20 protein-coding genes are annotated in these 24637 nt (G+C 68.5%); 9 read left to right on the top strand and 11 right to left on the bottom strand.

The window, feature by feature from the left end; all coding sequences use genetic code 11:
* Window position 1: 1 nt before the first annotated feature.
* Window positions 2-1171: an ADP-forming succinate--CoA ligase subunit beta gene (gene sucC, locus ACFULV_RS31175; RefSeq protein WP_358109230.1), complete on the bottom strand. Its 1170-nt coding sequence runs from the start codon at window positions 1169-1171 to the stop codon at window positions 2-4.
* Between the two features lie 517 nt (window positions 1172-1688).
* On the opposite strand from sucC, the gene ACFULV_RS31170 reads away from it, so the two are divergent.
* Complete coding sequence (locus ACFULV_RS31170) at window positions 1689-2729, top strand: M23 family metallopeptidase (RefSeq protein WP_378635899.1); 1041 nt, start codon at window positions 1689-1691, stop codon at window positions 2727-2729.
* Between the two features lie 216 nt (window positions 2730-2945).
* Window positions 2946-4325, top strand: a complete 1380-nt coding sequence (locus tag ACFULV_RS31165) for a DUF1731 domain-containing protein (RefSeq protein ID WP_378662976.1) — start codon at window positions 2946-2948, stop codon at window positions 4323-4325.
* Between the two features lie 52 nt (window positions 4326-4377).
* Here the strand turns inward: ACFULV_RS31165 and ACFULV_RS31160 are convergent, their stop codons facing one another.
* Window positions 4378-6960: a UvrD-helicase domain-containing protein gene (locus ACFULV_RS31160; protein ID WP_378662973.1), complete on the bottom strand. Its 2583-nt coding sequence runs from the start codon at window positions 6958-6960 to the stop codon at window positions 4378-4380.
* Between the two features lie 377 nt (window positions 6961-7337).
* Here ACFULV_RS31160 and ACFULV_RS31155 point away from each other — a divergent pair, with 377 nt between their 5' ends.
* A complete protein-coding gene (locus tag ACFULV_RS31155) occupies window positions 7338-7631 on the top strand; it encodes a chorismate mutase (RefSeq protein WP_056816138.1) in 294 nt (97 codons plus the stop codon).
* 102 nt (window positions 7632-7733) lie between these two features.
* On the opposite strand, the gene ACFULV_RS31150 is transcribed toward ACFULV_RS31155, so the two are convergent.
* A complete protein-coding gene (locus ACFULV_RS31150) occupies window positions 7734-9191 on the bottom strand; it encodes an NAD-dependent succinate-semialdehyde dehydrogenase (protein ID WP_378662970.1) in 1458 nt (485 codons plus the stop codon).
* Window positions 9192-9280: 89 nt separating this feature from the next.
* Between ACFULV_RS31150 and pgi the strand changes: the two genes are divergently transcribed.
* The gene (gene pgi, locus ACFULV_RS31145; RefSeq protein ID WP_378662967.1) at window positions 9281-10921 is read left to right on the top strand and encodes a glucose-6-phosphate isomerase; all 1641 of its coding nucleotides are present in this window, start codon (window positions 9281-9283) and stop codon (window positions 10919-10921) included.
* On the opposite strand, the gene ACFULV_RS31140 is transcribed toward pgi, so the two are convergent.
* The 4 genes from ACFULV_RS31140 to ACFULV_RS31125 form a co-directional block, all read right to left on the bottom strand.
* Window positions 10890-11456, bottom strand: coding sequence for a potassium channel family protein (locus tag ACFULV_RS31140; protein ID WP_378662964.1), 567 nt, complete (start codon window positions 11454-11456; stop codon window positions 10890-10892). The two genes, pgi and ACFULV_RS31140, sit on opposite strands and share 32 nt — an antisense overlap.
* A 115-nt stretch (window positions 11457-11571) precedes the next feature.
* Window positions 11572-12237 carry a nucleoside/nucleotide kinase family protein gene (locus ACFULV_RS31135; protein WP_378662961.1) on the bottom strand — a complete coding sequence of 222 codons (666 nt, stop codon included), beginning with the start codon at window positions 12235-12237 and terminating at the stop codon, window positions 11572-11574.
* Window positions 12238-12286: 49 nt separating this feature from the next.
* Window positions 12287-13915, bottom strand: a complete 1629-nt coding sequence (locus tag ACFULV_RS31130; RefSeq protein WP_378662958.1) for an acyl-CoA dehydrogenase family protein — start codon at window positions 13913-13915, stop codon at window positions 12287-12289.
* An 18-nt stretch (window positions 13916-13933) separates the two neighbouring features.
* Window positions 13934-14539, bottom strand: coding sequence for a TetR/AcrR family transcriptional regulator (locus ACFULV_RS31125; RefSeq protein WP_378635879.1), 606 nt, complete (start codon window positions 14537-14539; stop codon window positions 13934-13936).
* A 64-nt stretch (window positions 14540-14603) separates the two neighbouring features.
* Here ACFULV_RS31125 and ACFULV_RS31120 point away from each other — a divergent pair, with 64 nt between their 5' ends.
* Window positions 14604-15416 carry a crotonase/enoyl-CoA hydratase family protein gene (locus ACFULV_RS31120; RefSeq protein ID WP_378635876.1) on the top strand — a complete coding sequence of 271 codons (813 nt, stop codon included), beginning with the start codon at window positions 14604-14606 and terminating at the stop codon, window positions 15414-15416.
* The gene (locus tag ACFULV_RS31115; protein WP_378662955.1) at window positions 15416-16783 is read left to right on the top strand and encodes a hypothetical protein; all 1368 of its coding nucleotides are present in this window, start codon (window positions 15416-15418) and stop codon (window positions 16781-16783) included. The genes ACFULV_RS31120 and ACFULV_RS31115 overlap by 1 nt, the downstream gene beginning before the upstream one ends.
* Here the strand turns inward: ACFULV_RS31115 and ACFULV_RS31110 are convergent, their stop codons facing one another.
* Window positions 16784-17473, bottom strand: coding sequence for a TetR/AcrR family transcriptional regulator (locus ACFULV_RS31110; protein WP_378662952.1), 690 nt, complete (start codon window positions 17471-17473; stop codon window positions 16784-16786).
* Between the two features lie 57 nt (window positions 17474-17530).
* On the opposite strand from ACFULV_RS31110, the gene ACFULV_RS31105 reads away from it, so the two are divergent.
* A complete protein-coding gene (locus ACFULV_RS31105) occupies window positions 17531-18208 on the top strand; it encodes a DUF4386 family protein (protein WP_378662950.1) in 678 nt (225 codons plus the stop codon).
* On the opposite strand, the gene ACFULV_RS31100 is transcribed toward ACFULV_RS31105, so the two are convergent.
* Both ACFULV_RS31100 and ACFULV_RS31095 read right to left on the bottom strand, forming a co-directional pair.
* On the bottom strand, window positions 18157-18849 hold the full coding sequence (locus tag ACFULV_RS31100; protein WP_378662947.1) for a TetR/AcrR family transcriptional regulator: 693 nt from the start codon (window positions 18847-18849) through the stop codon (window positions 18157-18159). The genes ACFULV_RS31105 and ACFULV_RS31100 overlap by 52 nt on opposite strands.
* Before the next feature lie 44 nt (window positions 18850-18893).
* Window positions 18894-20192 carry an alpha/beta hydrolase-fold protein gene (locus tag ACFULV_RS31095; protein WP_378662944.1) on the bottom strand — a complete coding sequence of 433 codons (1299 nt, stop codon included), beginning with the start codon at window positions 20190-20192 and terminating at the stop codon, window positions 18894-18896.
* Between the two features lie 132 nt (window positions 20193-20324).
* Here ACFULV_RS31095 and ACFULV_RS31090 point away from each other — a divergent pair, with 132 nt between their 5' ends.
* The gene (locus ACFULV_RS31090; RefSeq protein ID WP_378662941.1) at window positions 20325-22427 is read left to right on the top strand and encodes a bifunctional lysylphosphatidylglycerol flippase/synthetase MprF; all 2103 of its coding nucleotides are present in this window, start codon (window positions 20325-20327) and stop codon (window positions 22425-22427) included.
* A gap of 17 nt (window positions 22428-22444) precedes the next feature.
* Here the strand turns inward: ACFULV_RS31090 and ACFULV_RS31085 are convergent, their stop codons facing one another.
* Window positions 22445-23137, bottom strand: a complete 693-nt coding sequence (locus ACFULV_RS31085) for a pyridoxamine 5'-phosphate oxidase family protein (protein ID WP_378662939.1) — start codon at window positions 23135-23137, stop codon at window positions 22445-22447.
* A 79-nt stretch (window positions 23138-23216) separates the two neighbouring features.
* On the opposite strand from ACFULV_RS31085, the gene ACFULV_RS31080 reads away from it, so the two are divergent.
* Window positions 23217-24611 carry a PLP-dependent aminotransferase family protein gene (locus tag ACFULV_RS31080; protein ID WP_378662937.1) on the top strand — a complete coding sequence of 465 codons (1395 nt, stop codon included), beginning with the start codon at window positions 23217-23219 and terminating at the stop codon, window positions 24609-24611.
* Window positions 24612-24637 lie beyond the last annotated feature (26 nt).

Genomic DNA, 24637 nt, shown 5'->3' with positions numbered 1-24637 from the left:
CTTACTTGGCGCTGAAGGCGAGTTCGGCGGCCTTGTCGGCGCCCTCGTCCATGGTCTGGGCCAGCGTCACCAGCGGGTGGTTGGCCTCGGCGAGGATGCGGCGACCCTCTACGACGTTGTTGCCGTCCAGACGAACGACCAGCGGCTTGGTGGCCGCGTCACCGAGCACCTCGAGGGCGCCCACGATGCCGTTGGCGACCGCGTCGCAGGCGGTGATGCCACCGAAGACGTTGACGAACACGCTCTTGACCTGCGCGTCGCCCAGGATGACGTCCAGGCCCGCGGCCATCACGGAAGCCGAAGCGCCGCCGCCGATGTCGAGGAAGTTGGCCGGCTTCACGCCGCCGTGGTTCTCACCGGCGTACGCGACGACGTCCAGGGTCGACATGACCAGACCGGCGCCGTTGCCGATGATGCCGACCTCACCGTCGAGCTTGACGTAGTTGAGGTCGTTTTCCTTGGCCTTGAGCTCGAGCGGGTCGGTCGCGTCGACGTCGGCGAACTCGAGGTGGTCGGGATGCCGGTACTCGGCGTTCTCGTCCAGGGTGACCTTGCCGTCGAGGGCGAGGATCTCGTCGTTGGGGGTGCGCACCAGCGGGTTGACCTCGACCAGGGTGGTGTCCTCGTTGACGAAGACCTCCCACAGCTTCTGGATGGTCACGGCCGCGGCGTCGAGCACGTCGGCGGGCAGGTGGCCCTTCTCCGCGATCTCACGGGCGAAGGCCAGGTCGACACCCTTGACGGCGTCGACGGCGATCTTGGCGAGGCGCTCGGGAGTCTTCTCCGCGACCTCTTCGATCTCCATGCCGCCCTCGACCGAACACATGGCCAGGTAGGTGCGGTTGGAGCGGTCGAGCAGGAAGGAGATGTAGTACTCCTCCGCGATGTCCTTGGCCTCGGCGACCAGGAGCTTCTTGACGATGTGGCCCTTGATGTCGAGGCCGAGGATGTTCTGCGCGTGCGTGAACGCGTCTTCCGGGGTGGCCGCGTATTTGACGCCGCCAGCCTTGCCGCGGCCGCCCACCTTGACCTGCGCCTTGACCATCACGGGCTTGCCGATTTCCTCGGCAATGGCGCGTGCTTCTTCGGCCGTGTCGCAAACACGACCCTCGGACGAAGGCACTCCGTGCTTAACGAAGAGCTCCTTCGCCTGATATTCGAAGAGATCCATGTACTCACCGTCTCGTCTGCGTTGCTATGACAACGTCTTTGTTGGCGGCCCGACGTCGGTAGCGGGTCGGATCGGACTGTAGCTAGTCACGGGGAGGGGTAAACGACCACGTTCATAGTAAGTGGCGCAGGTCACGACCCATAACGGGAGCCCCGGAAAACCGCTGGCCAAGGCTACTGGCGAGTAGTTTTTGGACGTTTCACAACGCCTTGGCAGGTCGGGCCGCCTAAAACCGGAACCCCCCGGCATCTACTACGTTATGTCGTCGACAGACCTCACCCGGGATGCCGGAAAACGGTGAGATATTCCCTTGCGTTACGGTGACGAATGTCACACACGCGTGTAGGTTTTCGACCAGCGCTTGCCACTCTGCAATCGCTTCGTTACCGTCAATGCGGTCGAAGTCACAACCAGGTCACGACAACCAGGTCACGACTGGCAAGTCAGGACTGAGGAGGACGACAAGCTTGAGGTACTTCAGTACTCGCTTGGAACAGCTGGCGAATCGGCACGGCCGATGAACCACCGCTCCACCCTTCCAGTCGAAAATCGCACCAACTCCGGCCACCGTTACCGGTACGCCGACGAATACACGTCGCATCCGCAGGCCCGCCGGGCCCCCGCCGCCGCATGGCCGCAGACCGACGACGCGTGGCGCGACCAGAACTCGTGGTCCGAAGACGCGGCGTGGACGCCCGCCGAGGACGAATGGACCGCCGACGAGTCCTATGACACCGGCACCTACGGCGCCGACTGGGCGCCCGCGGCCGAAGAGACCACCGCGGAAGAATCCCCCGCGCCGCGCCGCGCCGAACGGCGTGGTGGCGCACACCGCGTCCCCGCACCGCCCGCCGCGCTGAAGGGCCGCGCCGCGGTCATCGCCGTCGCCGCAGGCGCTGTTGTCGCCGCGGGTCAGGCGGCCATGGCCGATCCGGGCCAGCCCGCGCACGGCATCGATTACGAGGCAGCGGGTCAGGTCCACGAGATCGCCGCCCAGTCGATGAGCACGGCCGATATCGGCGACCCCGGCACCGGCGCGGCTCCCCAGGTACTCGACGCCACCGCCATCGCCGACAAGAACCACTTCGACGACATCCTCGCCAAGGGCGCCAAGTTCGCCGAAGACCTCGCCGCCCAGGAATCCGCCAAGCTGCGGCCCCTGTTCGCCAAGTTCACCTCGGGCAACTACACCTCTGGGTTCGGTGCTCGCTGGGGCGTCCAGCACCTCGGAATCGACGTCGCAGGCCCGATCGGCACCCCGATCTACGCGGTCGCCGACGGCACCATCATCGAAGCGGGCCCGGCGTCCGGTTTCGGCATGTGGGTCCGTGTCCTGCACGACGACGGCACCGTCACCATCTACGGCCACATCGACACCGCCACGGTCTCGCAGGGCGAGCGTGTGATGGCGGGCGACCAGATCGCCACGATGGGTAACCGCGGCTTCTCCACCGGCCCGCACTGCCACTTCGAGGTCTGGCTCAACGGCACCGACAAGATCGATCCGGTCCCGTGGCTGGCCACGCGCGGCATCAGCCTCGGCGCCCAGCGCGATTAGTAATCACCGCCTCGTGGATTCAGGCCAGATCTGAGTACTGGTCAGCTTGCTTCGACTGCCGTCGAGATGGTGACGCGGGCGTTCGCTGTGTCGGTGAGTGACCGACGATCGGTTGTTTGCCCGGCTGTTGCGTAATCGAGGCAGCTTGTGGTCGGTCTTGTTGCGTGACCAGCGGCACGCTTCCCCTGAGCAGGTGGCGGGGTTAGCGTTTCGGCTATGGCTGGTACGACGAAGTACACGCAGTTCATCGGGCTCGCACCGGAATTGGTGTGGGGAGTGCTCGGGGATCTCGAGCAGTGGCCGGAGTGGAACCCCGGAGTGCGGTCGGTGCGGATGCACGGACCGGTTGCCGTCGGCGCCACCGGCGACTACCTCCCCGACGGCAAGGTCTCCGCGCGAATCCACGGGCGGTTCGCGGAACCGTTCACTGTCACCGTGTTCGAGCCGAATCGTGAGCTCGGCATCGAGCAGCCCGAACCCGCGGGCACCATGCACCTCACCTGGCGGTTGACTCCGCGCGACGGCGGCACCGAGATCACCCAGGAACTGCGGTTCACCGGTCCTTCCGCCGCCGCGGCGCGCACCGTCGTCCGTCCGTTCATCGAAACCGATGCGCGCGTGAACTTCTCGCGGCTGGCCCGGCTGGCCGGACTGGCTCCCGTCGACGACGCGCTGAATGTCGTCATCGCCGGTGGCACCGGCGCGCTCGGTCTCCAGATCGCCGCCGATCTGACCTGCCGCGGACAACGTGTCACCCTGCTGACCCGCCGCCGCAACCCGGATCTGCCGTTCCGCCAGACCGAATGGGACGGCCGCTCGGTCGGCTCCTGGTCCGCCGAACTGCGCGAACCCGGTCGGCTCGCGGTGATCAACCTCGCCGGGAAACTGGTCGACTGCAGGCCGACCGAACGCAATGTCGCCGAACTGCGCTCCAGCCGAGTCGATTCCACCACCGCTCTCGTCGCCGCGGCCCGCCTGCGCGACACCCCCGTCGACTACTGGGTCCAGGCCAGCACCACGGCCATCTGGTCGGACGCGGGCGAAACCCGGTGCACCGAAACAACTCCCCTGCCTGTCGGCCTCCCGCAGATGACCGGCGTCGCCCAGCCATGGGAGGAGGCGTTCGACCCCGCCGGCGCCGACCACTGGACGATCCTGCGCACCTCCATCGTCCTCGACCCCGACGCCCCCGCCCTCAAACGCCTGAGCCAGCTCACCAAGGCAGGTCTCGGCGGCCGCGTAGGCCCCGGCGATCAGTGGTTCAGCTGGATCCACATCGAGGACTGGCTGGCCATCGTCCGCGCTTCCCTCGGCCTCGACCCCACCGTCACGCTCCCCGACGGCGTCCTCGTAGCCGCGACCGAATTCCCGGTCCGCAACACCGAACTCATGGCCACCCTCCGCCGAATCCTGCACCGCCCCCCATCACCCCCGACGCCGTCGGCGATCCTGAAAATTGGCGCGGTAGCCCTTCGCACCGACCCCGCCCTAGGCCTCACCGGCCGCCACGCCACCTCCGAAGTCCTCCACAAGGTCGGCTTCGACTTCCGCTACCCCACCCTCGACGAGGCCCTGACAGACCTGTTGCCCCACTGACCCTGCCCCCGCCCACGCTCCGTATGCCGGGAGCCTGGGCGGGGGTCCACCATCACAACTTCACAATCGTCCGGCTGAACTGCGGAATCAGCCGGATCTTCCCCGCGGACCCGAAGTCGATGGTCACCGTGGCCAACGGCCCCACCCCATCGGCGGCCACGACCCGCCCCAGCCCGTACTTGTCATCGGTAACCCGGTCCCCCACGGCAAGAACGAGTTCGGTGTTGTTCCGCTTCACCGCCCCGCCGGGCGCAGGCCGGCGCTCGCCGGATCCGCCACGCACGCCGGGCCGCTGATCCCACCCACTCCCGCTGGTCCAATCCCGATCGAAGCCACTGTCCTCACCCCGGCGCCGCCCGCGCTGCACCGGCGAGATGACCGGTTCCAATCTGCGCCAATCCAGCAGATGCTGCGGAATCTCCTGCAGGAAACGGGATTCCGGGTTCGACACCGGCTGCCCCCAGCCGGACCGCACCACGGCGCGCGAAAGATAGAGCCGCTGGCGAGCCCGCGTGATCCCCACGTAGGCCAGACGACGTTCCTCGGCCAGCTCGTTCGGATCCCCCAGCGCCCGCATGTGCGGGAATTGCCCGTCCTCCCAGCCGGTCACGAAGACCACCGGGAATTCCAGGCCCTTGGCCGTGTGCAGCGTCATCATGGTGACCACGCCGGTGCCCTCATCGGGAATCTGATCCGTATCGGCCACCAGCGACACCCGCTCGAGAAACGCGGCCAGCGATCCCGGCTCGGGTTCGCCGTCGCCCGCCTCCGGCACCAGCCCTTCCTCACGGGCGGCCTCGGCGTTGTTGAAGGCCTCGGAACTGAATTCGCGTGCGACGCTCACCAATTCGTTGAGGTTGTCGAGCCTCGCACCGTCTTGCGGATCGTCGGAAGCTTCCAATTCACCGCGATATCCGGTGCGGTCGAGCACCGCCTCGACGACATTGCCCACATCGGGATAGTCGCTGTCGGCCCGCTTTCCGGCCACCCGGATCTCGTCGAGCAGATCGAGGAATCCCGCGATGGCCCGCTGCGCGCGGGTGTTCAGCAAGGCGACTCTGCCCTCGGCGGCATCACGCAGCGCCGCGGCGAAACCGATACCGCGCTGTTCGGCGTGCACTGCCACGCACGCCTCCGCACGATCGCCGATCCCGCGACGTGGAGTGTTGAGAATACGGCGCACGCTCACCGCGTCCTCGGGATTCTCCAGCACGCGCAGGTAGGCGACCACGTCACGCACTTCTTTGCGCTCGTAGAACCGCACACCACCGACGACCTTGTACGGCAGGCCCATGCGGATGAAGATCTCTTCCAGCGCACGCGAATTGTTGTTGGTGCGATAGAACACCGCCACGTCGCCGTAGTTGGCCTCGCCCGTGTCGACGAGCCGATCGATCTCCTTGGCGACGAAGGACGCTTCGTCGTGCTCGTTGTCGGCAACGTAGCCGGTGATCAGTTCACCTTCGCCGGAATCGGTCCACAGCTTCTTCTCGCGCCTGCCCTCGTTGCGCGCGATCACCGCGTTGGCGGCGGACAGAATGTGCTGGGTGGAGCGGTAGTTCTGTTCCAGCAGAATGGTTTCCGCGTCCGGGAAGTCGCGTTCGAATTCCTCGATGTTGCGGATGGTGGCGCCACGGAACGCGTAGATGGACTGATCGGCGTCGCCGACCACGCACAGCTCGCTCGGCTCGACCGCCTGCTCGTCGGCCGCACTGTGGTGCCCGACCAGCTCACGCACCAGCACGTACTGGGCGTGGTTGGTGTCCTGGTACTCGTCGACCAGCACGTGCCGGAACCGGCGCCGGTAGTACTCGGCGACCTGGGGATGGTTCTGCAGCAGGGCCACCGTCTCGCCGATCAGATCGTCGAAGTCCATCGCGTTGGCCGTGCGCAATCGCCGTTGGTACTCGGCGTAGACCCGGGCGACCAGCGCGGGCAGTTCGGTCTCGTCGGCTTCGGCGTCGGCGGCGGCCTTTTCCGGACCGATCAGTTCGTTCTTCAGATTCGAAATGGCGGTCGCCAGCAAACGCGCCGAATACTTCTTCGTATCGATCTCGAAATCGCGACTGATCATCGTGAGCAACCGACGAGAATCGTCGGCGTCGTAGATCGAGAAATTCGAATTCAGGCCGGGCAGGAGGGCCGCCTGCATCCGCAGAATGCGCACACAGCTGGAATGGAAGGTCGACACCCACATGTTGGCCGCCCGCGGACCGACCAGCCCGGCGACCCGTTCCCGCATCTCGGCGGCAGCCTTGTTGGTGAAGGTGATGGCCAGGATCTCCCCGGTGCGTACGCCGCGCGCCGCGAGCAGATAGGCGATCCGGCGGGTGAGCACGGCGGTCTTGCCCGAGCCCGCGCCCGCCACGATCAGCAGGGGGGAACCCGCGTGCATCACCGCGGCACGCTGGGGCGGGTTGAGCCCGTCGAGGAGACGCTCGATCTCCTCGGCGCGCTGTTGTTCACGCTCCTGACGACGCTGTGACTGGTCGGCGCTGTTTCTGGCCGCCGCCTGAGCCAGCGCGGACGCGCCGGTGCCACCCCCGTCCCGAGGCGCTGGCACGGCACCCTCCGGCGCGGGCGCGGGTTCGCTGGGATCGGTGGCTGAGGCGTGGGGAGCGACCGTGATATCCATCGTGTGTCCACGCTACCGGCGGGCACCGACAAGCCGCGAACCGCCGCTGCCGCGATGACCGGGCGGCGACAGCTGGGCAAACTTCCGGTGAACCCGGCCAGGTCGACGCGGGCGACGCTTGGTGAACGTTCTCAGCGAATTCACAAACAGAACTGTTTTGCCTACCTAGCGCCCCGTGGCAGACTGAGCCACATGGTCAGCGCTTCTCCGCATGTCCGGGTCGGCAGCCGATCCGATATCGTGGCGGGGAGTACTGATCGCGCACTCCCGGGGGGATCCAGTACTGCCCATCGGGAAAAGTTTCAGGGTGACGGAACAGATCGGGTAACAGGCCGTTCGGTTTGACCGATCCAAGTTCTGACACGAGGAGATGAATGATGAGCACCCCTGCTACGACCACCGGCTCCGATTCGGCCTTGCCGCAGTCCGAAGCTGAGATCGACAAGCTCCGCCTCGAGATCGATCAGCTCGATGCCACGATCCTCGCCGCGATCAAACGCCGCAGCGAGATCTCCCGGATCATCGGCCGCACCCGGATGGCCTCCGGTGGTACGCGCCTGGTCCACAGCCGTGAGATGAAAGTCCTCGAGCGCTTCAGTGAGCTGGGCCAGGAGGGACACACCCTCGCCATGCTCCTGCTCCGCCTCGGCCGCGGCCGTCTCGGCCGCTAGCCCCCAGACCACAAACCACGCGGCGGACCAGCCAGTTCGCCGCTTCCGAAAAGCCGCCCCGGGTGCGACACCATCCCCGGGGCGGTTATTTTTCTGTCCGGCTCAGGTCAGGGCGATGTACTTGGTATTCAGGTATTCCTCGATGCCCTCGGTGCCACCCTCGCGACCGAAGCCCGATTCCTTGACGCCGCCGAACGGGGCGGCGGGGTCGGAGATGACGCCACGGTTCACGCCGACCATGCCGCTCTCCATCGCCTCCGAGATGCGCAGCGCACGGTCGAGATCTCGGGTGAACACGTAGCTGACCAGCCCGTATTCGGTGTCGTTCGCGGCGGCGACGCCCTCCTCGTCGGTGTCGAACGCGACGATCGGGGCGACCGGACCGAACACTTCCTCGCGCAGGATGCGGGCGGACGGCGGGACATCGCCCAGGATCGTGGCGGGGTAGTACCACCCCGGCCCGCTGGGAACCTTGCCGCCGATCAACGCTCGCGCGCCCACGGCGACGGCATCGTCGACCAGGTCGCTCACGATCTCGCGCTGGTCCTCGCTCACCAGGGGGCCGAGGGTGGTCGCGGCGTCGGTGCCGGGGCCCATCACGACGGTGTCGGCCATCGCGGCGACGAACTTCTCGGTGAACTCGGCGACCACGCCGCGCTGGACGTAGAACCGGTTTGCGGCGGTGCAGGCTTCGCCGCCGTTGCGCAGCTTCGCCTGCATCGCACCGGCCACGGCGGCGTCGATATCGGCATCGTCGAACACGACGAACGGCGCGTTGCCGCCCAACTCCATGGACGTGCGCAGCAGCCGGTTCGCGGACGCCGCAACGAGCTTCTTACCGACTTCGGTGGAGCCGGTGAAGGTGAGCTTGCGCAGCCGCGGATCGTCGATCAGCGGACCCGTGACAGCCCCGGAACGCTGGGTGGTGATCACCGACAGCACCCCGTCGGGCAGGCCCGCCTCGCTACAGAGCTTGGCCAGCGCCAGCATGGTCAGCGGCGTCGCGGAGGCGGGCTTGACGATCATCGTGCAGCCCGCCGCCAGCGCGGGCCCGATCTTGCGGGTGCCCATGGCCAGCGGGAAATTCCACGGTGTGATCGCCAGGCACGGACCCACCGGCTGCTTGGCGACCATGATCCGCCCGGTTCCCGACGGCGCGTTCAGATACCGCCCGTGGATCCGCACGGCCTCCTCGCTGTTCCAGCGGAAGAACTCGGCGCCGTAGCGCACCTCGTTGCGGCTCTCGGACAGTGCCTTGCCCATCTCGAGCGTCATCAGCAGCGCGAATTCCTCCGCTCGCGCGGTGAGCTGCTCGAACACCGTCCGCAGGATCTCGCCCCGCTCCCGCGACGGCGTCGCCGCCCACGCCTGCCCCGCCGCGACGGCCGCGTCCAGCGCCCGCATCGCGTCCTCGGGAGTCGCGTCGGCCACTTGTGCGATCACCGTCCCATCGGCCGGGTTGCGCACGTCGAAAGTGCCGCCTCCGGTGGCCTCGACGGGTCCGGAGCCGATCCACAAACCCTTGGGTACGAATTCGAGTACATCGCGTTCAGACACCATGCCGCCAGCCTAAGCCCGGTGCCGCGGCCACCACCCTGAACCCGTCGACACACAGCGCCGCTCGATGGCCAACGCGGTACCCTCGGCTCGTGAGCAGCGACATCACCGAGTCTTCGGCCTGGCAGGCACTGCACAGCAATCACCGCACCGTTGCGCCGATGCACCTGAGGCAGCTGTTCGCCGATGACCCGGCACGTGGTCGCGAGCTGACGATGCAGGTGGCGGATCTGCACATCGATTACAGCAAACATCGCGTGACCCGCGAAACCCTGCGCCTGCTCGTCGATCTCGCGCGCACGGCGGGTGTGCCGCAACGCCGTGACGCGATGTACGCGGGCCAGCACATCAACACCTCCGAGGATCGCGCGGTCGGCCATATCGCCCTGCGCCTACCGGTCGGCGACCAGCTCTGCATCGACGGCACCGACGCCGACGCCGAGGTGCACGACGTCCTGCGCCGGATGGGCGAATTCGCTGATTCCGTGCGCTCGGGCGCGTGGCGCGGCGCGACCGGCGAACGCATCGAGACCATCGTCAATATCGGCATCGGTGGCTCGGATCTGGGCCCCGACATGGTGTATCGCGCACTGCGCCACTATGTCGACGCGGGCATCGGTGCCCGTTTCGTCTCGAATGTCGACCCCGCCGACCTGGTCGCCAAGCTCTCCGGCCTCGACCCGGCCACCACCTTGTTCATCGTCGCGTCCAAGACGTTCTCGACGCTGGAAACCCTCACCAACGCCACCGCCGCGCGCCGCTGGCTGGTCGACGCGCTGGGCGAGGAAGCGGTCGCCAAGCATTTCGTCGCGGTGTCGACCAACGCCGAACGCGTGGCTGCCTTCGGCATCGACACCGCGCACATGTTCGGCTTCTGGGATTGGGTCGGCGGCCGCTACTCGGTGGATTCGGCGATCGGCCTTTCGGTGATGGTGACCATCGGCAAGGAGCAGTTCGCGGAATTCCTCAGCGGAATGCACGCCATAGACAAGCATTTCGCCACCGCCCCGCTGGAGGAGAACGCGCCGGTACTGCTGGCGATGCTCGGTGTCTGGTACTCGAATTTCTTCGGCGCGGAATCCCGTGTGGTCCTGCCCTATTCGAATGATATGGCCCGATTCCCCGCCTATCTCCAGCAATTGACGATGGAGTCCAACGGCAAGTCGGTACGCGCCGACGGCACCCCGGTCACCTCGTCGACCGGCGAGATCTTCTGGGGCGAGCCGGGTACCAACGGTCAGCACGCCTTCTATCAGCTCCTCCACCAGGGCACCCGCCTGATCCCCGCCGATTTCCTCGGCTTCGCCAGGTCCACCGACGACCTGCCGACCCGCGACGGCACCGGCAGCATGCAGGACATCCTGATCAGCAACCTGTTCGCGCAGTCGAAGGTGCTGGCGTTCGGCAAGACCGCCGAGGAGATCCGCGCCGAGGGCACCGACCCGGAACTGGTGCCGCACAAGGTGATGCCGGGTAATCGGCCCAGCACCACGATCCTGGCGGCGGAGCTCACGCCGTCGGCGCTGGGTCAGCTGATCGCGCTCTACGAGCACCAGGTGTTCGTCGAGGGCATCATCTGGGGTGTCGACAGTTTCGACCAGTGGGGTGTCGAGCTGGGCAAGCAGCAGGCCCTCGCGCTGATGCCGCTGCTGAGCGGATCGGAAAAGCCGGTGTCGGTGGGTGATTCCTCAACCGACGAACTCATCGAGTGGTATCGGGCGCACCGCCGCTGACCTCGCGAGCGGCACGGGCAGCGGCCTGGACCCGGCCGGTCACGCTGGTAGTGATGATGGTGAGCAGAGTGCCGAGCACCACCAGGTCGAACACGATCTGCACCATCGTCGCGATGCGCGCGGCCTGACCGACGGCGTGCACGTCGCCGTAGCCGACGGTGCCGAGGGTGACGAGCGTGTAATACAGCGCGTCGGTGCGGGTTTCCAGCCCGTCGAACTGATCCGGGTGAAGCTGCTGCAAGCGATAGTAGAACAGCGCGAACACCACGCCGACGATGCACACGAGCAGCAGCAACCCATCGACCTGCGCACCCGCGGCGGTCGGCGCCCGCAGGTAGTTCTCGATCCGTCGCCAGACCAGCCACGCCAGTCCCGCGACGCCGGCGACGAAGATGAACACCCCGCTCAATCGCCCCGGCCATGCGTCGAGCTCGAACATCCACCCCACCGGCACGCTGTAGTACAACAGCACCGCGCACAATGCCGCCGCACCATTGCGCATCACACGCCCGGGAAACCGCCGACCTCGCTTCATCACTCCATGATTGCCCCGATGGCGCCGATTTCCGTGCCACACGCGCCGGGTCGGCTACGGTTCGTCAACGGTGCGCACGCGGACCGGGGTTACCGATGAGCCGGTGGAGGTGCGCTCAGGTCACGCGGTAGCCGTGCCCCGCAGCGGTCAACACGTGGTCAGCTCGGTTCCTGCTCGCCGCGATGAGATCGGCGTTGCGCAGATCGCTCCCCATCACCTTCTCCTGCGCCTGGGCCGGTGTTCGCCCGCCCGTGGTGTGCCGGTCCAGGAGTCGTTCGGTGAGCACCGGACGTGGCGCGTCCAGGTACCAACACGCGTCGAGCAGCCCGCGAACGTCAGCCCAGCCCGGCGACTCGGCATCGGTCAGCAGCAGGTAGTTGCCTTCGACGATGACCACCCGTTCGTCGCACACGACCGCACCGCCGGCTGTCGGCTCGTCGATCGTGCGATCGAACAGCGGCCACGGCACCGGCGCTCCGACCGGAGTTTCCCGCAGCGACCGCAGATCCGCGACGAACCCGGCCGCGTCGAAGGTATCCGGCTCACCCTTGCGCGCCAGAGCGTTCCGCGCCCGCAGTACCTCGTTTCGCAGGTGGTAGCCGTCCATCGGCGCTACTACCGCAGGCCGCCCGGACGTGATCAACTCGGCGCACAGACGCTGCGCCAGTGTCGACTTGCCGGCACCAGGCGGTCCAGCGATCCCCAGCAGGAAGCGCTCACAGGACATCGGAACCCGTTGAGCCAGTTCACGCACCGACAGCACCCCACTCGCCCAGGTCACCGTTGAACCCTATCGACGAGCACACCGGGTATCGATGAGGACATCGGACTCAGCGCAGGTCGACGAATCCGCGCTCTAGGATCGCGCCGGTGTCCACCCCTACCGGCAGGGTGCCGAAGGCGATGCCCCAGTCGGCGCCGAGGCGGGTCGCGCAGAAGGCATCCGCGACGGCGGGATGTCCGTGCCGCACCAGCTGTGCGCCCTGGAGGACGAGTGCCATCAGTTCCACGACGCGGCGGGCGCGGTATTCGATATCGGACAGGTCGGTGAGTTCCTTGCCCACCCGGTCGATCGCGTCGTCGAGGCGCGCATCGGCGCCGCGGGCGAGCCCGACCTCGGCGAAGTAGGCCTCGACCGTCTCGGGCTGACGTCCCATGGCACGCAACGCGTCCAGCGCCGCCACATTGCCCGACCCTTCCCAGATCGACATGAGCGGCGCCTCGCGATACAGCCGCGGCATCCCCGATTCCTCGGCATAGCCGTTGCCGCCCAGGCATTCCAGCGCTTCGGCGGCGTGCGCCGGAGCACGCTTGCAGACCCAGTACTTGGTGATGGCGAGCGCGATCCGGCGCAGCGCGGCCTCGGCCGGATCGCTGCCCGCGCGGTCGGTGGCCCCCGCCAGCCGCATCATCACCGTGGTCGCGGCATCCGATTCGATGACGAGGTCGGCCAGCACATTGCGCATGGCGGGCTGGTCGATCAGCTCGGCGCCGAAGGCCTTTCGGTGGCGGGCGTGGTGGATCGCGGTGACCGCGCCGAGCCGCATGCCGGTGGCCGAGCCGATCACGCAGTCGAGGCGGGTCATGTTGACCATCTCGATGATCGTCTTCACCCCTGCCCCCTCGGCGCCGACGAGCCAGCCGGTGGCGTTCTCGTATTCGATCTCCGAGGACGCGTTGGACTTGTTGCCCAGCTTGTCCTTCAGCCGCTGGATGCGGATGGGGTTGCGGGTGCCGTCGGGCAGTACCCGGGACAGCAGGAAACACGACAGGCCGCCCGGGGCCTGCGCGAGCGTGAGGAACATGTCCGACATGGGCGCCGAGGTGAACCACTTGTGCCCGACGATGCGGTACGAGCCGTCGGGTTGTGGTGTGGCGGTGGTGGTGTTGGCCCGGACGTCGGAGCCGCCCTGCTTCTCCGTCATCGACATACCCGCGATGAGACCTGCCTTGGCCGATGGTTCGCGCAAGCCGAAATCGTAGGTGCGCGAGCCGAGCAGCGGCTCGAAGCGGGCGGCCAGTTCGGGGTTGTGGCGCAGCGCGGGCACCACCGCGTAGGTCATCGAGATCGGGCACATGTGTCCGGCGTCGGCGGCGCCCCAGGTGTAGAACTTGGCGGCGCGCGCGGTGTGCGCGCCGGGCCGCTCGTCCAGCCACGGCGAACCGTGCAGCCCATGTGTGACCGCGACATTCATCAGGTCGTGCCAGTGCGGGTGGAATTCCACCTCGTCGACACGATTGCCCCACCGGTCGTGGGTGTGCAGCACCGGCGGGTACTCGTTGGCGAGCCTGCCCCACTCCTGCGCCTCGAAACCGCCTGCCAGCGCACCGAGTTCGCGCACTTCGGCTTCGGCCCAGCCCGCGCCTTCGCGGTGCAGGCCTTCCAGCAGCGCGGGGTTGCGCGCGGCATCGAAGGGGATCAGTGGTGGTGCCTGGTTGAACACTTCGTGGGTCGGCATGTCCGGTAACTCCTTCGACTACGACGTTTCCGTGCGCGCACCGAGTGCGCGCACGGCGAAAGCGACCAATTCGGGGATGACGGTCTCGGCGTGCGGCGCGGCGGCCAGCGGACCGACCAGCACCTCGCCGATCGCGCCGACGAGGGCGGCGGCGGTGAGGCTCGAGTCCTGGGCAGGCAAGCGGCCTTCGGCGACGCCGTGTGCGATCGCGGTCTCGAACGACGCGGCGAACGCGCGCCGGAATTCCAGCCGCTGCGCGTCGACGGCGGCGTCGACGGGCTCGGCCAGCAGCACGTAGGCCAGTTTCGGATTCTTCATCGCGCGCCCGGCGAAGGTCTCCACCGCGGCGGTGACCCGCCCCACCACGTCACCTTCGGCCACGGCGGCGCGCACCGCGTCGACCTCGCGGGCGACGACCGTCTCGAAGACCGCCGCGACCAGTTCGGCCTTGTTCTCGAACTGCTTGTACACGGTGCCGGTCGCGATACCGGCCTCCGCCGCGACCGCTGCCATCGACAGCCCGGCGAACCCGTCACGCGAGAGCACGCGGGTGGCGCCGTGCACGATCAGCGCCCGTTGCGCGTCGAGCCGGGCCTGTACGGCCGGGGTCCTGCGGTACACCATGTGAAGAAGTGAACCATTGATTCACCTCTTCACACAAGGGGTGCCGTGGCCGTATGGTCGAGGAATGGAAACAGGTTCACCCGCCGAAACCAGCGCGCCCGGTCCGGCGAATTCGGTGCGCGTCGAACACGCGGGCCCGGTCACGACGGTGATCCTGGATCGCCCACACGCCCGCAACGCGGTGGACGGCCCGACCGCTCACGCGCTGGTGAAGGCGTTCCGCGCGTTCGACGCCGACCCCACCTCCTCGGTCGCCGTGCTGTGGGGCGAACACGGCACCTTCTGCTCCGGCGCCGACCTCAAAGCTCTCGGCACCGAGAACAGCAACCAGGCCACCGAGGACGGTGACGGCCCGATGGGCCCGACCCGGCTGCGGCTGTCCAAGCCGGTGATCGCGGCGGTGTCCGGGTACGCCGTGGCGGGCGGTCTCGAGCTGGCCCTGTGGTGTGATCTGCGAATCGCCGAGCAGGACTCCACCTTCGGCGTCTTCTGCCGCCGCTGGGGTGTCCCGCTGATCGACGGCGGCACCGTGCGCCTGCCGCGCATCGTCGGTGAAGGCCGCGCACTCGACATGATCCTCACCGGCCGCCCGGTGAGCGCGCCCGAGGCGCTACAGATGGGCCTGGTCACTCGTGTCGTGCCCACCGGCGAGGCCCGCCGCGTGGCCGAGGAGCTGGCCGCCCAGCTCGCCGCGCTCCCCCAGACCTGTCTGCGCACCGACCGCGCCGCCCTGTACGACCAGTACGGACACACCGAGGAGGAGGCGCTGCGCGTCGAATTCCGGCACGGCATGACCGCCCTGACCGGCGGCGCACTCGACGGCGCCGCCCGCTTCGCCGCGGGTGAGGGCAGGCACGGTAGCGCCGACCACCGCTGATGGACCGCCTCACGGTCGTCGACGAGATCTTCCTGCGGACCCACCGCGGGATGGGCACCCCCATCGCGCTACAGGGTCTGTGGCGTACTCCCGATGCGATGGAACCCGCGCTGTTGCAATCGATTCACGATCGCTTGCGTGTGGGCAGGCTCGGCCGCAGGGTGGTCGACTCCCGGGTTCCCGGCGCCCGCAGAGGCTGGCAGCCCAACACCAGCGCCCACCCCCTCGACCTCCTGCCGAACCGGACCGCGATCGCCGAGACCGACTGGCCGGCAATGCCGATCGCCCACCACGATTCCGGTCGCGGTGCCGGCCCACTCCCCGCCCACGCGGTCCTGCCATGGGCCGACAGCCTCGGCACCGATCTGGACCCGGAGTTCGCGCCCGGCTGGCGTCTGTCCGCCGCCCGCCTCGACGGCGGCGGAACCGTTGTCGCCCTGACCTGTTCGCATGTCCTGGCCGACGCCCGTGGCCTGATCCACGCCGTCACCGCCGCCCTGCGCTCGCTCGATCCGGCGCACGCCTCGATCGGCCTACTGCCCGCCGGTGAAACGCAGTACCGAACAACGTCTTCGGAGTGGACGGATGCGGTCTCCCAGTGGGTCACCATCTTCGGCGGCACGACCCGTGCGCTGTTACGCAGGTTCCCCCGGCGGTCGGCACGACCGGCCACGGACCACGTTCCGCGCGAGCCGGCGTCCAGCGGCATTCCGCCTGCGAATCCCGGCTCGCCCAGCGACCGGCACCTGCGCCCCCTCCTGCTGACCTTCGATGCCGCCCACTGGGACACCACCGCGAACACCCTCGGCGGGACCCCGAACAGCCTGTTCATCCACTTGATCGCGAACATCCTGTGGCAGAACGGCTTCCCGAACCCGATCATCACTGCGAGCCTGCCCGTCGACACGCGCGACGAACCCCGAGTCGACAACGATCTCGCGGTGACCGAGATCGCCATCCACCGCCTCGACACTCCCGCGACCATTCGCGACAAGGCCAGGTCCGCCTATCAGCACCGAATGTCGAGCCCCGCGGGCCTGCCCGAGGAGATCCTCCAGGTGATCCCCGACCGCTGGGCCTACACCCTCAGCAAGGGCGCGGGCGAGCGAGACATTCTGTGCTCCAACATCGGCACCCTCCCCGACGCGGTGCGAAGAGTCGGCCCACACGACTGCACCCGGGTGGCCGCCCGCGCGATCCACCCCGGCATCACCGCCTTCCCCCGCACCCAGCTCGCGGGCTACCTCTCCCACCTCGGCGATACCTACACACTCGCCCTGGTCAGCCTCGCCGCCGACAACGATTCCCTGCTCGACGCCGTCGACAAGGCCTGTGCGGCAACGGGATTACATCCCGCGCCCTGGTAGTCAGCCGGCAGCTATCCCCTTGAGCAAGGCACGCAGCCCCCACACGAACTGATCCTCGGAGTTCCACGCCGCCATCGCGTCGACCTGCGCCGCCGAGCGTGGCCAGCGATCGCCGTCGAGCAGGGCCAGCCCCTCGCGACGTTGCGCGACCCGCTCGGATTCCGGGGTGAGCGGCGGCTTTCCGTCGGTTTCGGCCACCGTGAGCGCGATGCCGCCCAGCACCTGCACGATCACCGCGTACACGCCGTTCGCCTGCCTCGCCTCCGACAAACCGCCTCGAGCCAGGCACCCGAACATCGCCTCGCCGACATCGCTCGCCGACGGCCCGTCCATCGGCCCCGACATCATCAACAGCGCGACCGCCGGATGCGCGAGCAGTTCCGCGCGCAGGCCGAGCGCGAACCGGATCACCGCGTCGGCCCACTCCACGCGGGGGTCGCGCAGGGGTTCGAGGGCAACCGCCGAGAGCACGCGTTCGATCACGGCGCGCTCCAGATCGGCCCGGCTCGCCACGTAGGTGTACACCGCGTTGGGGTTCACCCCGAGCTTGCCCGCCACCGCCCGGATCGACAGCGCCCCGGTCCCGCCCTCATCGAGAAGCTGTAGCGCGATGTCCACCACCTGCTCTTCGGTGAACGAGCGCCGCGCCGGCCGCGCCGCGCCGCCACCTGTTGACTTCGCCTTCGACATGCGGTGAACTGTACCCCGTACAGCTACCTGTACTCCGTACAGCCAGAATGGATTCTCATGCGAACCAAGCCATGGACCGCCATCACGCTGCTGATCAGCGCCCCGATTCTGATGAACCTCGCCTTCGTCGGCCTCGGGATGACGTTCGACTACCCCGACGTCCTGCAATTGCCCGCCACCGAGGTCCTCGCCCGATTCCGGGCCGAGCAGACCACGATCGTCACGCTGTTCGCCCTCCTCGCGGCCGCGGCGTGCGCTTTCGTCCCGCTGTCCGTCCTGCTCGGGCGCCTGGACGACTCCCCCACGATGCGCTGGGCGGTGCGAGCCGGCGTCGCCGCCGCCCTCGTGCAAACGATCGGCCTGCTGCGCTGGCCGCTACTGGTCCCCACCCTGACCGACGCGGACACCTTCGAACGACAGCACACCCTGCTCGGCACCCTCCTGGGCGAAACCGCCGGGTACACCCTCACCGCGATCTGGACCGCGCTGGTCATCGCGGCCCTGCGCACCCCACCGTGGTTCGCCGCCCTCGGTTACACCAGCGCCGCCGCCATCGCGACCGGCGTCGTCATCCCGCTCGGCATCGAGCCCGCCGCCGTCGTCGTCAACTTCCTCGGCTATGTGTTGTGGAGCGGGTGGCTGCTGAGCTTCGCGGCCCTGCTGGGCCGCGGCGCGTTCGCGCATCAGGTCGCCGTCATCCCGACGAGCAGCACGCGAAGCCCCCAGACGAACTGATCAACGGAGGTCCAGGCGGCGATCTCCTCCCGGTGCGCCGCGGTGCGCGGCCACCGGGTCGGATCCAGGTCGCGCAGAGCCGCGCGGCGGGCCGCGATCCGCTCGGATTCCCCTGGCAGCGGTGGCTTTCCATCGGTTTCGGCGACGTCGAGGGCGATCGAACCGAGGACGTACACGAACACCGCGTAGACCCCGTGCGCGCGGATGGGCGCCTGGAGGCCACCGCGTGCGAGGCAGACGAACAGCGCCTCGGTCATATCGCGCGCCACCGGTCCGTCGGCCGACGGGCTGTCCATCGGCCCCGACATGATCAACTCCGCCACCGCGGGGTGGTCGAAGAGCCGACCGCGCATGCTCAGCGCGAACTGGATCACCGCCGCGGTCCACTCCACACCGTCGTCGGTGAGCGGCCCGAGCGACACCGACGACAGCACGTTTTCGATCACCGCGCGTTCGAGGCCGTCCAACCCACCGACGCGGGCGTGCACCACGTCCGCGTCGACCCCGAGCCGTCGCGCCACCGCCCCGACGGACAGGGCCCCCGCGCCGTCCTCGTCGACGATGCCGAGCGCGGCGGCGGCGATCTGGTGCTCGGCGGGCGGGCCACCGACGTCCGTACCTGGGGTTTTCACCTCGGACATGCGTCGAACTGTACTCCGCGCACCCCCGCGGAATCCGGCACCGATCAGGGTGTCAGGCCGAGCCGGGTGGCCAGCCACGGCAGCTGATCACGCAGCCCGAACTCCCACAGCGCGAAGTTGTGGCCACCGGGGAGAATCCGCAGCCGCACATCCATCCCCGCCTCCTCGGCCGCCTGATACATCCGCTCCACCTGCGGCCGGTACATCTCGTCGTCGGCGCCGACGACGAACGCACCGGCGGAATCCGGGTACGCCCGCGTCCGCAGCAGGTCGAGCGGGTTGACCCGTAACAGCGCCTCGGTATCCCCGCCGAACGCGGCGTCCACCGTGCGCCGGCGGTCGCCCAGGGTCGGTTCGTCCTGACCGGACATATCGAGGAAGGTGGGATAGACCGCCGGATAATTGGTGGCCAGTTGCAGCGCGCAGGTGCCGCCGTAGGAGAGTCCGCCGATCGCCCAGGAACGCGGATCCGGGTCGATCTGCAGATTCGCCCGCGTCCAGTTCGGCACATCGACGGCCAGGTAGGTGGCGACATTGCCGAGCTTCGAGTCCAGACACAGCGGGTTCGCCAGCTGGGAGCCGGTCCCGTCGGCCACCACGACGACCGGTGCGAGCCCGTTGTGCGCGCGGGCGAACGAATCCATGGTCTCGGCCAGCTGCCCACCGACGAACCAGTCCTGCGGCGCGCCCGGCTCACCGGCGAGCAACACCAGCACTGGCAGCAGCGGACGCGGATCCGCGAAATAGGCGGGCGGCAGATAGATCTGGGCATCACGCGCGGCGAACCCGGACGCCGTCGGCGGCACTGTCGCGGTCAGTACTCGCCCGCCGTCGGGCAATCCGCCGGGCGCGTGCCAGGCCGGCTCGAGCGGACGCGCGCTGATCACCTGCTCGCGCCGCGTCAGCTCACGGGCGTCGATCCGGTCGACCTGTTCCACCCCGAACGCCGCGCCCACCGTCGGATACGACGCGTACTCCCGGTTGATCCCGACTCCCACCGCTACGAGCACCGCCGCGGCCGCGAGCACGGTCACCACACCGGTCCACACGGTCCGGCGCACCAGAATTCGCGGGACAACCAGCAGCACCGCGGCGACCGCGATCCCGATCAGCACGTACACCGACACGGCGATCGGGTCGGGAAAGGGCCGCCACACCTCCTCCACGAACAGGTACAGCGCCACGGTGAACACCACCGCGGCCAGCACCACGATCGGCATGATCGTCGTGACATAGCGTCGTACGCGAGGTAACAGCAACCAGACCGCACCCAGGGCGCCCAAGACCGTCAACGCCACCGGCAGCCATCCGGTGAGCAACGACAGATCGGTGATTCGCGTCATCCCTGACCTCCGCAGATGCCACCTCGACCGCCCTAGCGCACGCATCGCGGTCGTGGTGCGGCCGCGATGACATACGGTACACAGACGACCTCACCGCGCCGGTGCGGCGCACTCGCAGCAAAGGGTGGTTCTATGAACGACAACGCGGCTGCCTCCGAATCGGCGCCCTCGCGCGGCGTCGCCTTGGCGCACACCGTGATCCGCCGGATGCCGTTCACCCTCGGCTTCCTCCTCGTGGTCGCGATCCTCGGCGTCGCCAGCGGTGGCTTGTGGCGCAGGCTCGACGAACGTTCCTGGTATCCCGATATCGCCTACGGCTGGCCCCCGCTTACCGAGGGCAAGTGGTGGACGCCGCTGTCCGGCTGGTTCTTCGGACTCACCCCCTTCCAATACTTCTGTATGGCAGTTGTTTTCGCGGCGGCGGTCGGCTGGACGGAGTGGCGGCTCGGCACCGTGCGCACCGCACTGGTCTGTCTGTCGGGCCAGCTGATCGGCATTCTCGGCGCGTCGGTGACGGTCGGGCTGCTGGCCCACACCCATCTCGATTGGGCCGACCGGCTTTCCGAGGTCCGCGATGTCGGATTCACCACGGCCGCGTTCGCGGCGCTGGCCGCGGTCTCGGCGACGCTGCGGTCGCCGTGGCGGCTGCGGGTGCGCGCCGTGCTGATGGCGCACGTGGCGCTCACGTTCCTGTTCGAGTCGACCTTCGCCGATCTCATGCACCTCATCGCGATCGCCGTCTGGCTGCCCGCGGGCGAAAAGCTGTTCAGCCGCACCGAACACGGCTTCTGGCCACGTACCCGACGTGAAGTCCGCATGCTGGCCTTCATCGGACTGCTGGTGATCGCGACAGCCTCGGTGGCGGTGTACTTCTTCCCCGGCAACAGCCTGCTCGGTCCCACCGAGAACGAACGCGGCTCGCTGTGGAGCACGATCCTGACCGTGGTGGTGATCACGGTGGTGGCCGAGCAACTGCGGAAAGGCAGGCACTGGGCGTGGTGGGGCACTCTCGCCTACGGCCTGCTGCACGTGGTGTTCACGCTGGTGCTGCTCGGCGTGGCCATCGGCACCGACTTCGAGACCGAAGGCGCGGTGACCTTCGGAACAGGTCTGCTGTGGGCGGTCGAGGTGGCGCTGCTCTACAGCGGCCGCGGCGCGTTCCGGGTGCCCGTGCGGCGCAAGATCACCGACGGCGCGCTCACCGGCACCGATCCCGGACAAGCGGTGCGTGCCCTGCTCGCCCGCTACGGCGGCAGCACCATGTCGTGGATGACGACCTGGCCGGAGAACAAATACTGGTTCGCCGCCGACGGGGAACGCTGCGTCGCCTATCAGCGTCACGCGGGCACCGTCATCGTGCTCACCGATCCGATCGGCCCCACCGATCTGCTCCCCGCCACCATCGCCGGATTCACCGATCGCTGCGAAGCCGACGGACTCGTCCCGTGCCTGTTCTCCACCACCGAGGCGGTCGCCGAGATCGCGGGCGAACTCGGGTGGCGCAGTGTGCAGATCGCCGAGGACACCATCGTCGACCTGCCGCAGCTCGAGTTCAAGGGCAAGGCGTGGCAGGACATCCGTTCCGCGATCAACAAGGCGAACAAGGAGGGCATCGAGTTCCGGCTCGTCGAGCTGGCCGACGAACCGTTCGTGGTGATCGCCCAGGTGCGCGCCATCTCCGAGGAGTGGGTGGGCGAGAAGGGGCTGCCCGAAATGGGATTCACCCTCGGCGGCGTGGAGGAGGCACTCGACCCGGCCGTACGGGTGGGGCTGGCCGTCGATGCCAAGGGCGGCGTACACGGTGTCACCTCGTGGTTGCCCGTGTACGGCCCCGGCGACGAGATCCGTGGCTGGACTCTCGACGTGATGCGCAGGCGCCCCGACGGGTTCCGGCCGGTGGTGGAATTCCTCATCGCCTCGTCCTGCCAGGCGTTCAAAGAGGAAGGCGCCGAGATCGTTTCGCTCTCGGGCGCACCGCTGGCACGCAGTGCGGGTACCGACGGCGCCGAGCCCATCGATCGTCTGCTCGAGGGGCTCGGCGCCGCGATGGAGCCGTATTACGGCTTCCGGTCACTGCATTCGTTCAAGGCCAAGTTCCAGCCCCGCCACGAGCCGGTTTACCTGTGCTACCGCGACGAGGCCGACCTGCCCCGCATCGGCATCGCCCTGACGAAGGCATACCTACCCGAGGTCTCGGCCAAGGATCTGATGACACTCGGGGCGTCCGGCAAATAGACGCCGACGCGCGGATCTCAACGCACGGGCACCGCGACCGGCGTGACCCGCGCACTGACGTCAGCGGGCACGTCGATGCCGGGTTCGAGGTTGCCGGCCGGGATCGGCTCGCCCCACACCTGTCGCAGCGGCAATACCCCCGCCCACACACCGCCGGTCGCGATGTCGTCCTCGTCGTCGTTCGGCCCGCCCGAACGCACCTTCACCGAGGCCTCGGTGAGGTCGAGCGCGAGCACCATCGTCGCCGCCATCTCCTTGCGGTTGGGCGGGCGTACCCGATCCCAGGCTCCGGGCGCGGAGTGCTCGACGATCGCCCGCAGCGCGTTGTCGCGCTCGGCCTCGTCGGTGACCAGCACCGCGCTGCCCCGGATCACCGCGGAGCGGTAGTTCATCGAGAAGTGCATGGCCGAGCGCGCGTACACCAGCCCGTCGACGTGGGTCACCGTCAGGGAGATGTCGGTGTCGATCGCGGCGCGCATATTGCCCGCGCCGGTGGATCCGTGCAGGTAGAGGGTGTCGCCGACGCGACCGTAGATGGTGGGCAGCGCCACCGGCGATCCACCGAGCAGCACGCCGAGGTGGCAGACCAGGCCCGCGTCGAGCACCGCGTCCAGTGCCGCGCGGTCGGTGACGCCGCGTTCCTTGGAGCGCGTCAGCGTGGTGCGCGGGGTCGGTGACAGGGGGTTGCGGTTGACGTCGTGCGTGCTCATAAGATGAGCTTCGCCGAAGAAGTGGACTACGCGTAGATCCAATTCAACAGAATTTCAACAGGCCAATTCGAGGTGGACGATGCTCGACGACCTTCCGATCCCGCTCGACCGCACCGCCCCCGAACCGCTGTCGGTGCAGGTGGCCGATGCCCTGCGCGCCGCGGCGACCGATCGGGTGCTGCGCATCGGCGACCGGCTACCGTCCTCGCGCGCCCTGGCACAGCGGCTCGGGGTGAGCCGGGCGGTGGTGGCCGTCGCCTACGACCAATTGCACGCGGAAGGCTGGCTCACCGGCAAACACGGCTCCGGTACCTACCTCAGCACCGCCCCCGCCACCGCGCCACCGTCCACCGGCGCCGGCCACGGTGCCGATCCCGACGCGGGCCTGCTCGATCTGGGTCCGGGTGCACCGTGCGCCGAAGCCGTCGACTCCGCCGCTTGGCGCCGCGCGTGGCGGGCGGCCGGCGACCAAGCTCCCGAGGCCCGCAAGAACCGTGCGGGCGAACCGGACTTCCTGGCGGCGGTCGCCGACCACCTCCTGCGCCATCGGGGCCTGGCGGCCGGCGCCGGATCGGTGGTGCTGGCCACCGCCGGTACCAGCGCGGCGGTGGGTGAGCTCGCCACCGCGCTGCTCCGTCCGGGCGACACCGTCGCCATCGAGGATCCCGGCTACCTCCGCGCCGTCGGCGCACTGCGAGCCGTCGGCATCGAGGTGCTGCCGGTGCCCGTCGACGCCGGGGGTTTGTGTGTGGATCGGATTCCGCCCGGCGTCCGCGCGGTGTATTGCACACCGGCACACCAGTTCCCGATGGGTGCGATGATGCCCGCGGCGCGCCGGGTCGAGCTCATCGAATTCGCCAGAGGAACCGGCGCTTTCATCATCGAAGACGACTACGACGGCGAATTGCGTTACGACACAGCGCCGTTACCACTGCTCGCGGCGATGGCACCTGATGTCGTCGTCCATCTCGGCACCACCAGCAAGATCATCGCCACCACCCTCGGCGTGGGCTGGCTCGTCGCCCGCCCCGACATCACCGACGCGGTGCTCACCCACCGCGCGGAGATCGGCAGCTCCCCGAGCCCCGCCGGGCAGCGGATCCTCAGCGAATTCGCCCGCCACGGCGACCTGTCCCGGCACCTGCGCCGGCTCCGCAGAGTGGTCCCGCCACGACGCGCCCTGGTCGTCGACGCGCTCACCCGCCGCGGGCTCCCCGTCATCGGCGACGACGCGGGCTCGCACGTCGTCGTCGAACTCCCCGGCCCCGCCGCCGAGCGCCACGCCGTCGACGCCGCCCGCGCCCGCGGCGTCCTGCTCGACGGTCTGGCCCGCCACCACCTCGGCGAACCACACCACTTCGGCGTCGCCATCGGCTATACCGCGCTGAACAGCACCGACCTCGCCTGCGCCATGCCCGTCGCGGCCGACTGCCTCGCCGAAGCAGCACGCTCCGCCGGACCCGCGCGGTCGTAGCATGGACCAGGAACCGGCACGACCCC

Source organism: Nocardia sp. NPDC057272 (assembly GCF_042668615.1).
Lineage (GTDB): Bacteria > Actinomycetota > Actinomycetes > Mycobacteriales > Mycobacteriaceae > Nocardia.
This window is presented reverse-complemented; position numbering and strand designations above follow the sequence as displayed.

Excerpts from the sequence above, each read along its gene's own strand:
- ACFULV_RS31125 (WP_378635879.1), bottom strand. The coding sequence starts at position 14,539 with ATGGTGTACCGCAGGACCCCGGCCGTACAGGCCCGGCTCGACGCGCAA.
- ACFULV_RS31140 (WP_378662964.1), bottom strand. The coding sequence starts at position 11,456 with ATGAAGCGAGGTCGGCGGTTTCCCGGGCGTGTGATGCGCAATGGTGCG.
- ACFULV_RS31160 (WP_378662973.1), bottom strand. The coding sequence starts at position 6,960 with ATGGATATCACGGTCGCTCCCCACGCCTCAGCCACCGATCCCAGCGAA.
- ACFULV_RS31095 (WP_378662944.1), bottom strand. The coding sequence starts at position 20,192 with ATGACGCGAATCACCGATCTGTCGTTGCTCACCGGATGGCTGCCGGTG.
- ACFULV_RS31085 (WP_378662939.1), bottom strand. The coding sequence starts at position 23,137 with ATGAGCACGCACGACGTCAACCGCAACCCCCTGTCACCGACCCCGCGC.
- ACFULV_RS31100 (WP_378662947.1), bottom strand. The coding sequence starts at position 18,849 with ATGTCCGAGGTGAAAACCCCAGGTACGGACGTCGGTGGCCCGCCCGCC.
- ACFULV_RS31150 (WP_378662970.1), bottom strand. The coding sequence starts at position 9,191 with ATGGTGTCTGAACGCGATGTACTCGAATTCGTACCCAAGGGTTTGTGG.
- ACFULV_RS31155 (WP_056816138.1), top strand. The coding sequence starts at position 7,338 with ATGAGCACCCCTGCTACGACCACCGGCTCCGATTCGGCCTTGCCGCAG.
- ACFULV_RS31120 (WP_378635876.1), top strand. The coding sequence starts at position 14,604 with ATGGAAACAGGTTCACCCGCCGAAACCAGCGCGCCCGGTCCGGCGAAT.
- ACFULV_RS31080 (WP_378662937.1), top strand. The coding sequence starts at position 23,217 with ATGCTCGACGACCTTCCGATCCCGCTCGACCGCACCGCCCCCGAACCG.
- ACFULV_RS31115 (WP_378662955.1), top strand. The coding sequence starts at position 15,416 with ATGGACCGCCTCACGGTCGTCGACGAGATCTTCCTGCGGACCCACCGC.
- ACFULV_RS31170 (WP_378635899.1), top strand. The coding sequence starts at position 1,689 with ATGAACCACCGCTCCACCCTTCCAGTCGAAAATCGCACCAACTCCGGC.
- ACFULV_RS31090 (WP_378662941.1), top strand. The coding sequence starts at position 20,325 with ATGAACGACAACGCGGCTGCCTCCGAATCGGCGCCCTCGCGCGGCGTC.
- ACFULV_RS31130 (WP_378662958.1), bottom strand. The coding sequence starts at position 13,915 with ATGCCGACCCACGAAGTGTTCAACCAGGCACCACCACTGATCCCCTTC.
- sucC (WP_358109230.1), bottom strand. The coding sequence starts at position 1,171 with ATGGATCTCTTCGAATATCAGGCGAAGGAGCTCTTCGTTAAGCACGGA.
- ACFULV_RS31165 (WP_378662976.1), top strand. The coding sequence starts at position 2,946 with ATGGCTGGTACGACGAAGTACACGCAGTTCATCGGGCTCGCACCGGAA.
- ACFULV_RS31110 (WP_378662952.1), bottom strand. The coding sequence starts at position 17,473 with ATGTCGAAGGCGAAGTCAACAGGTGGCGGCGCGGCGCGGCCGGCGCGG.
- ACFULV_RS31105 (WP_378662950.1), top strand. The coding sequence starts at position 17,531 with ATGCGAACCAAGCCATGGACCGCCATCACGCTGCTGATCAGCGCCCCG.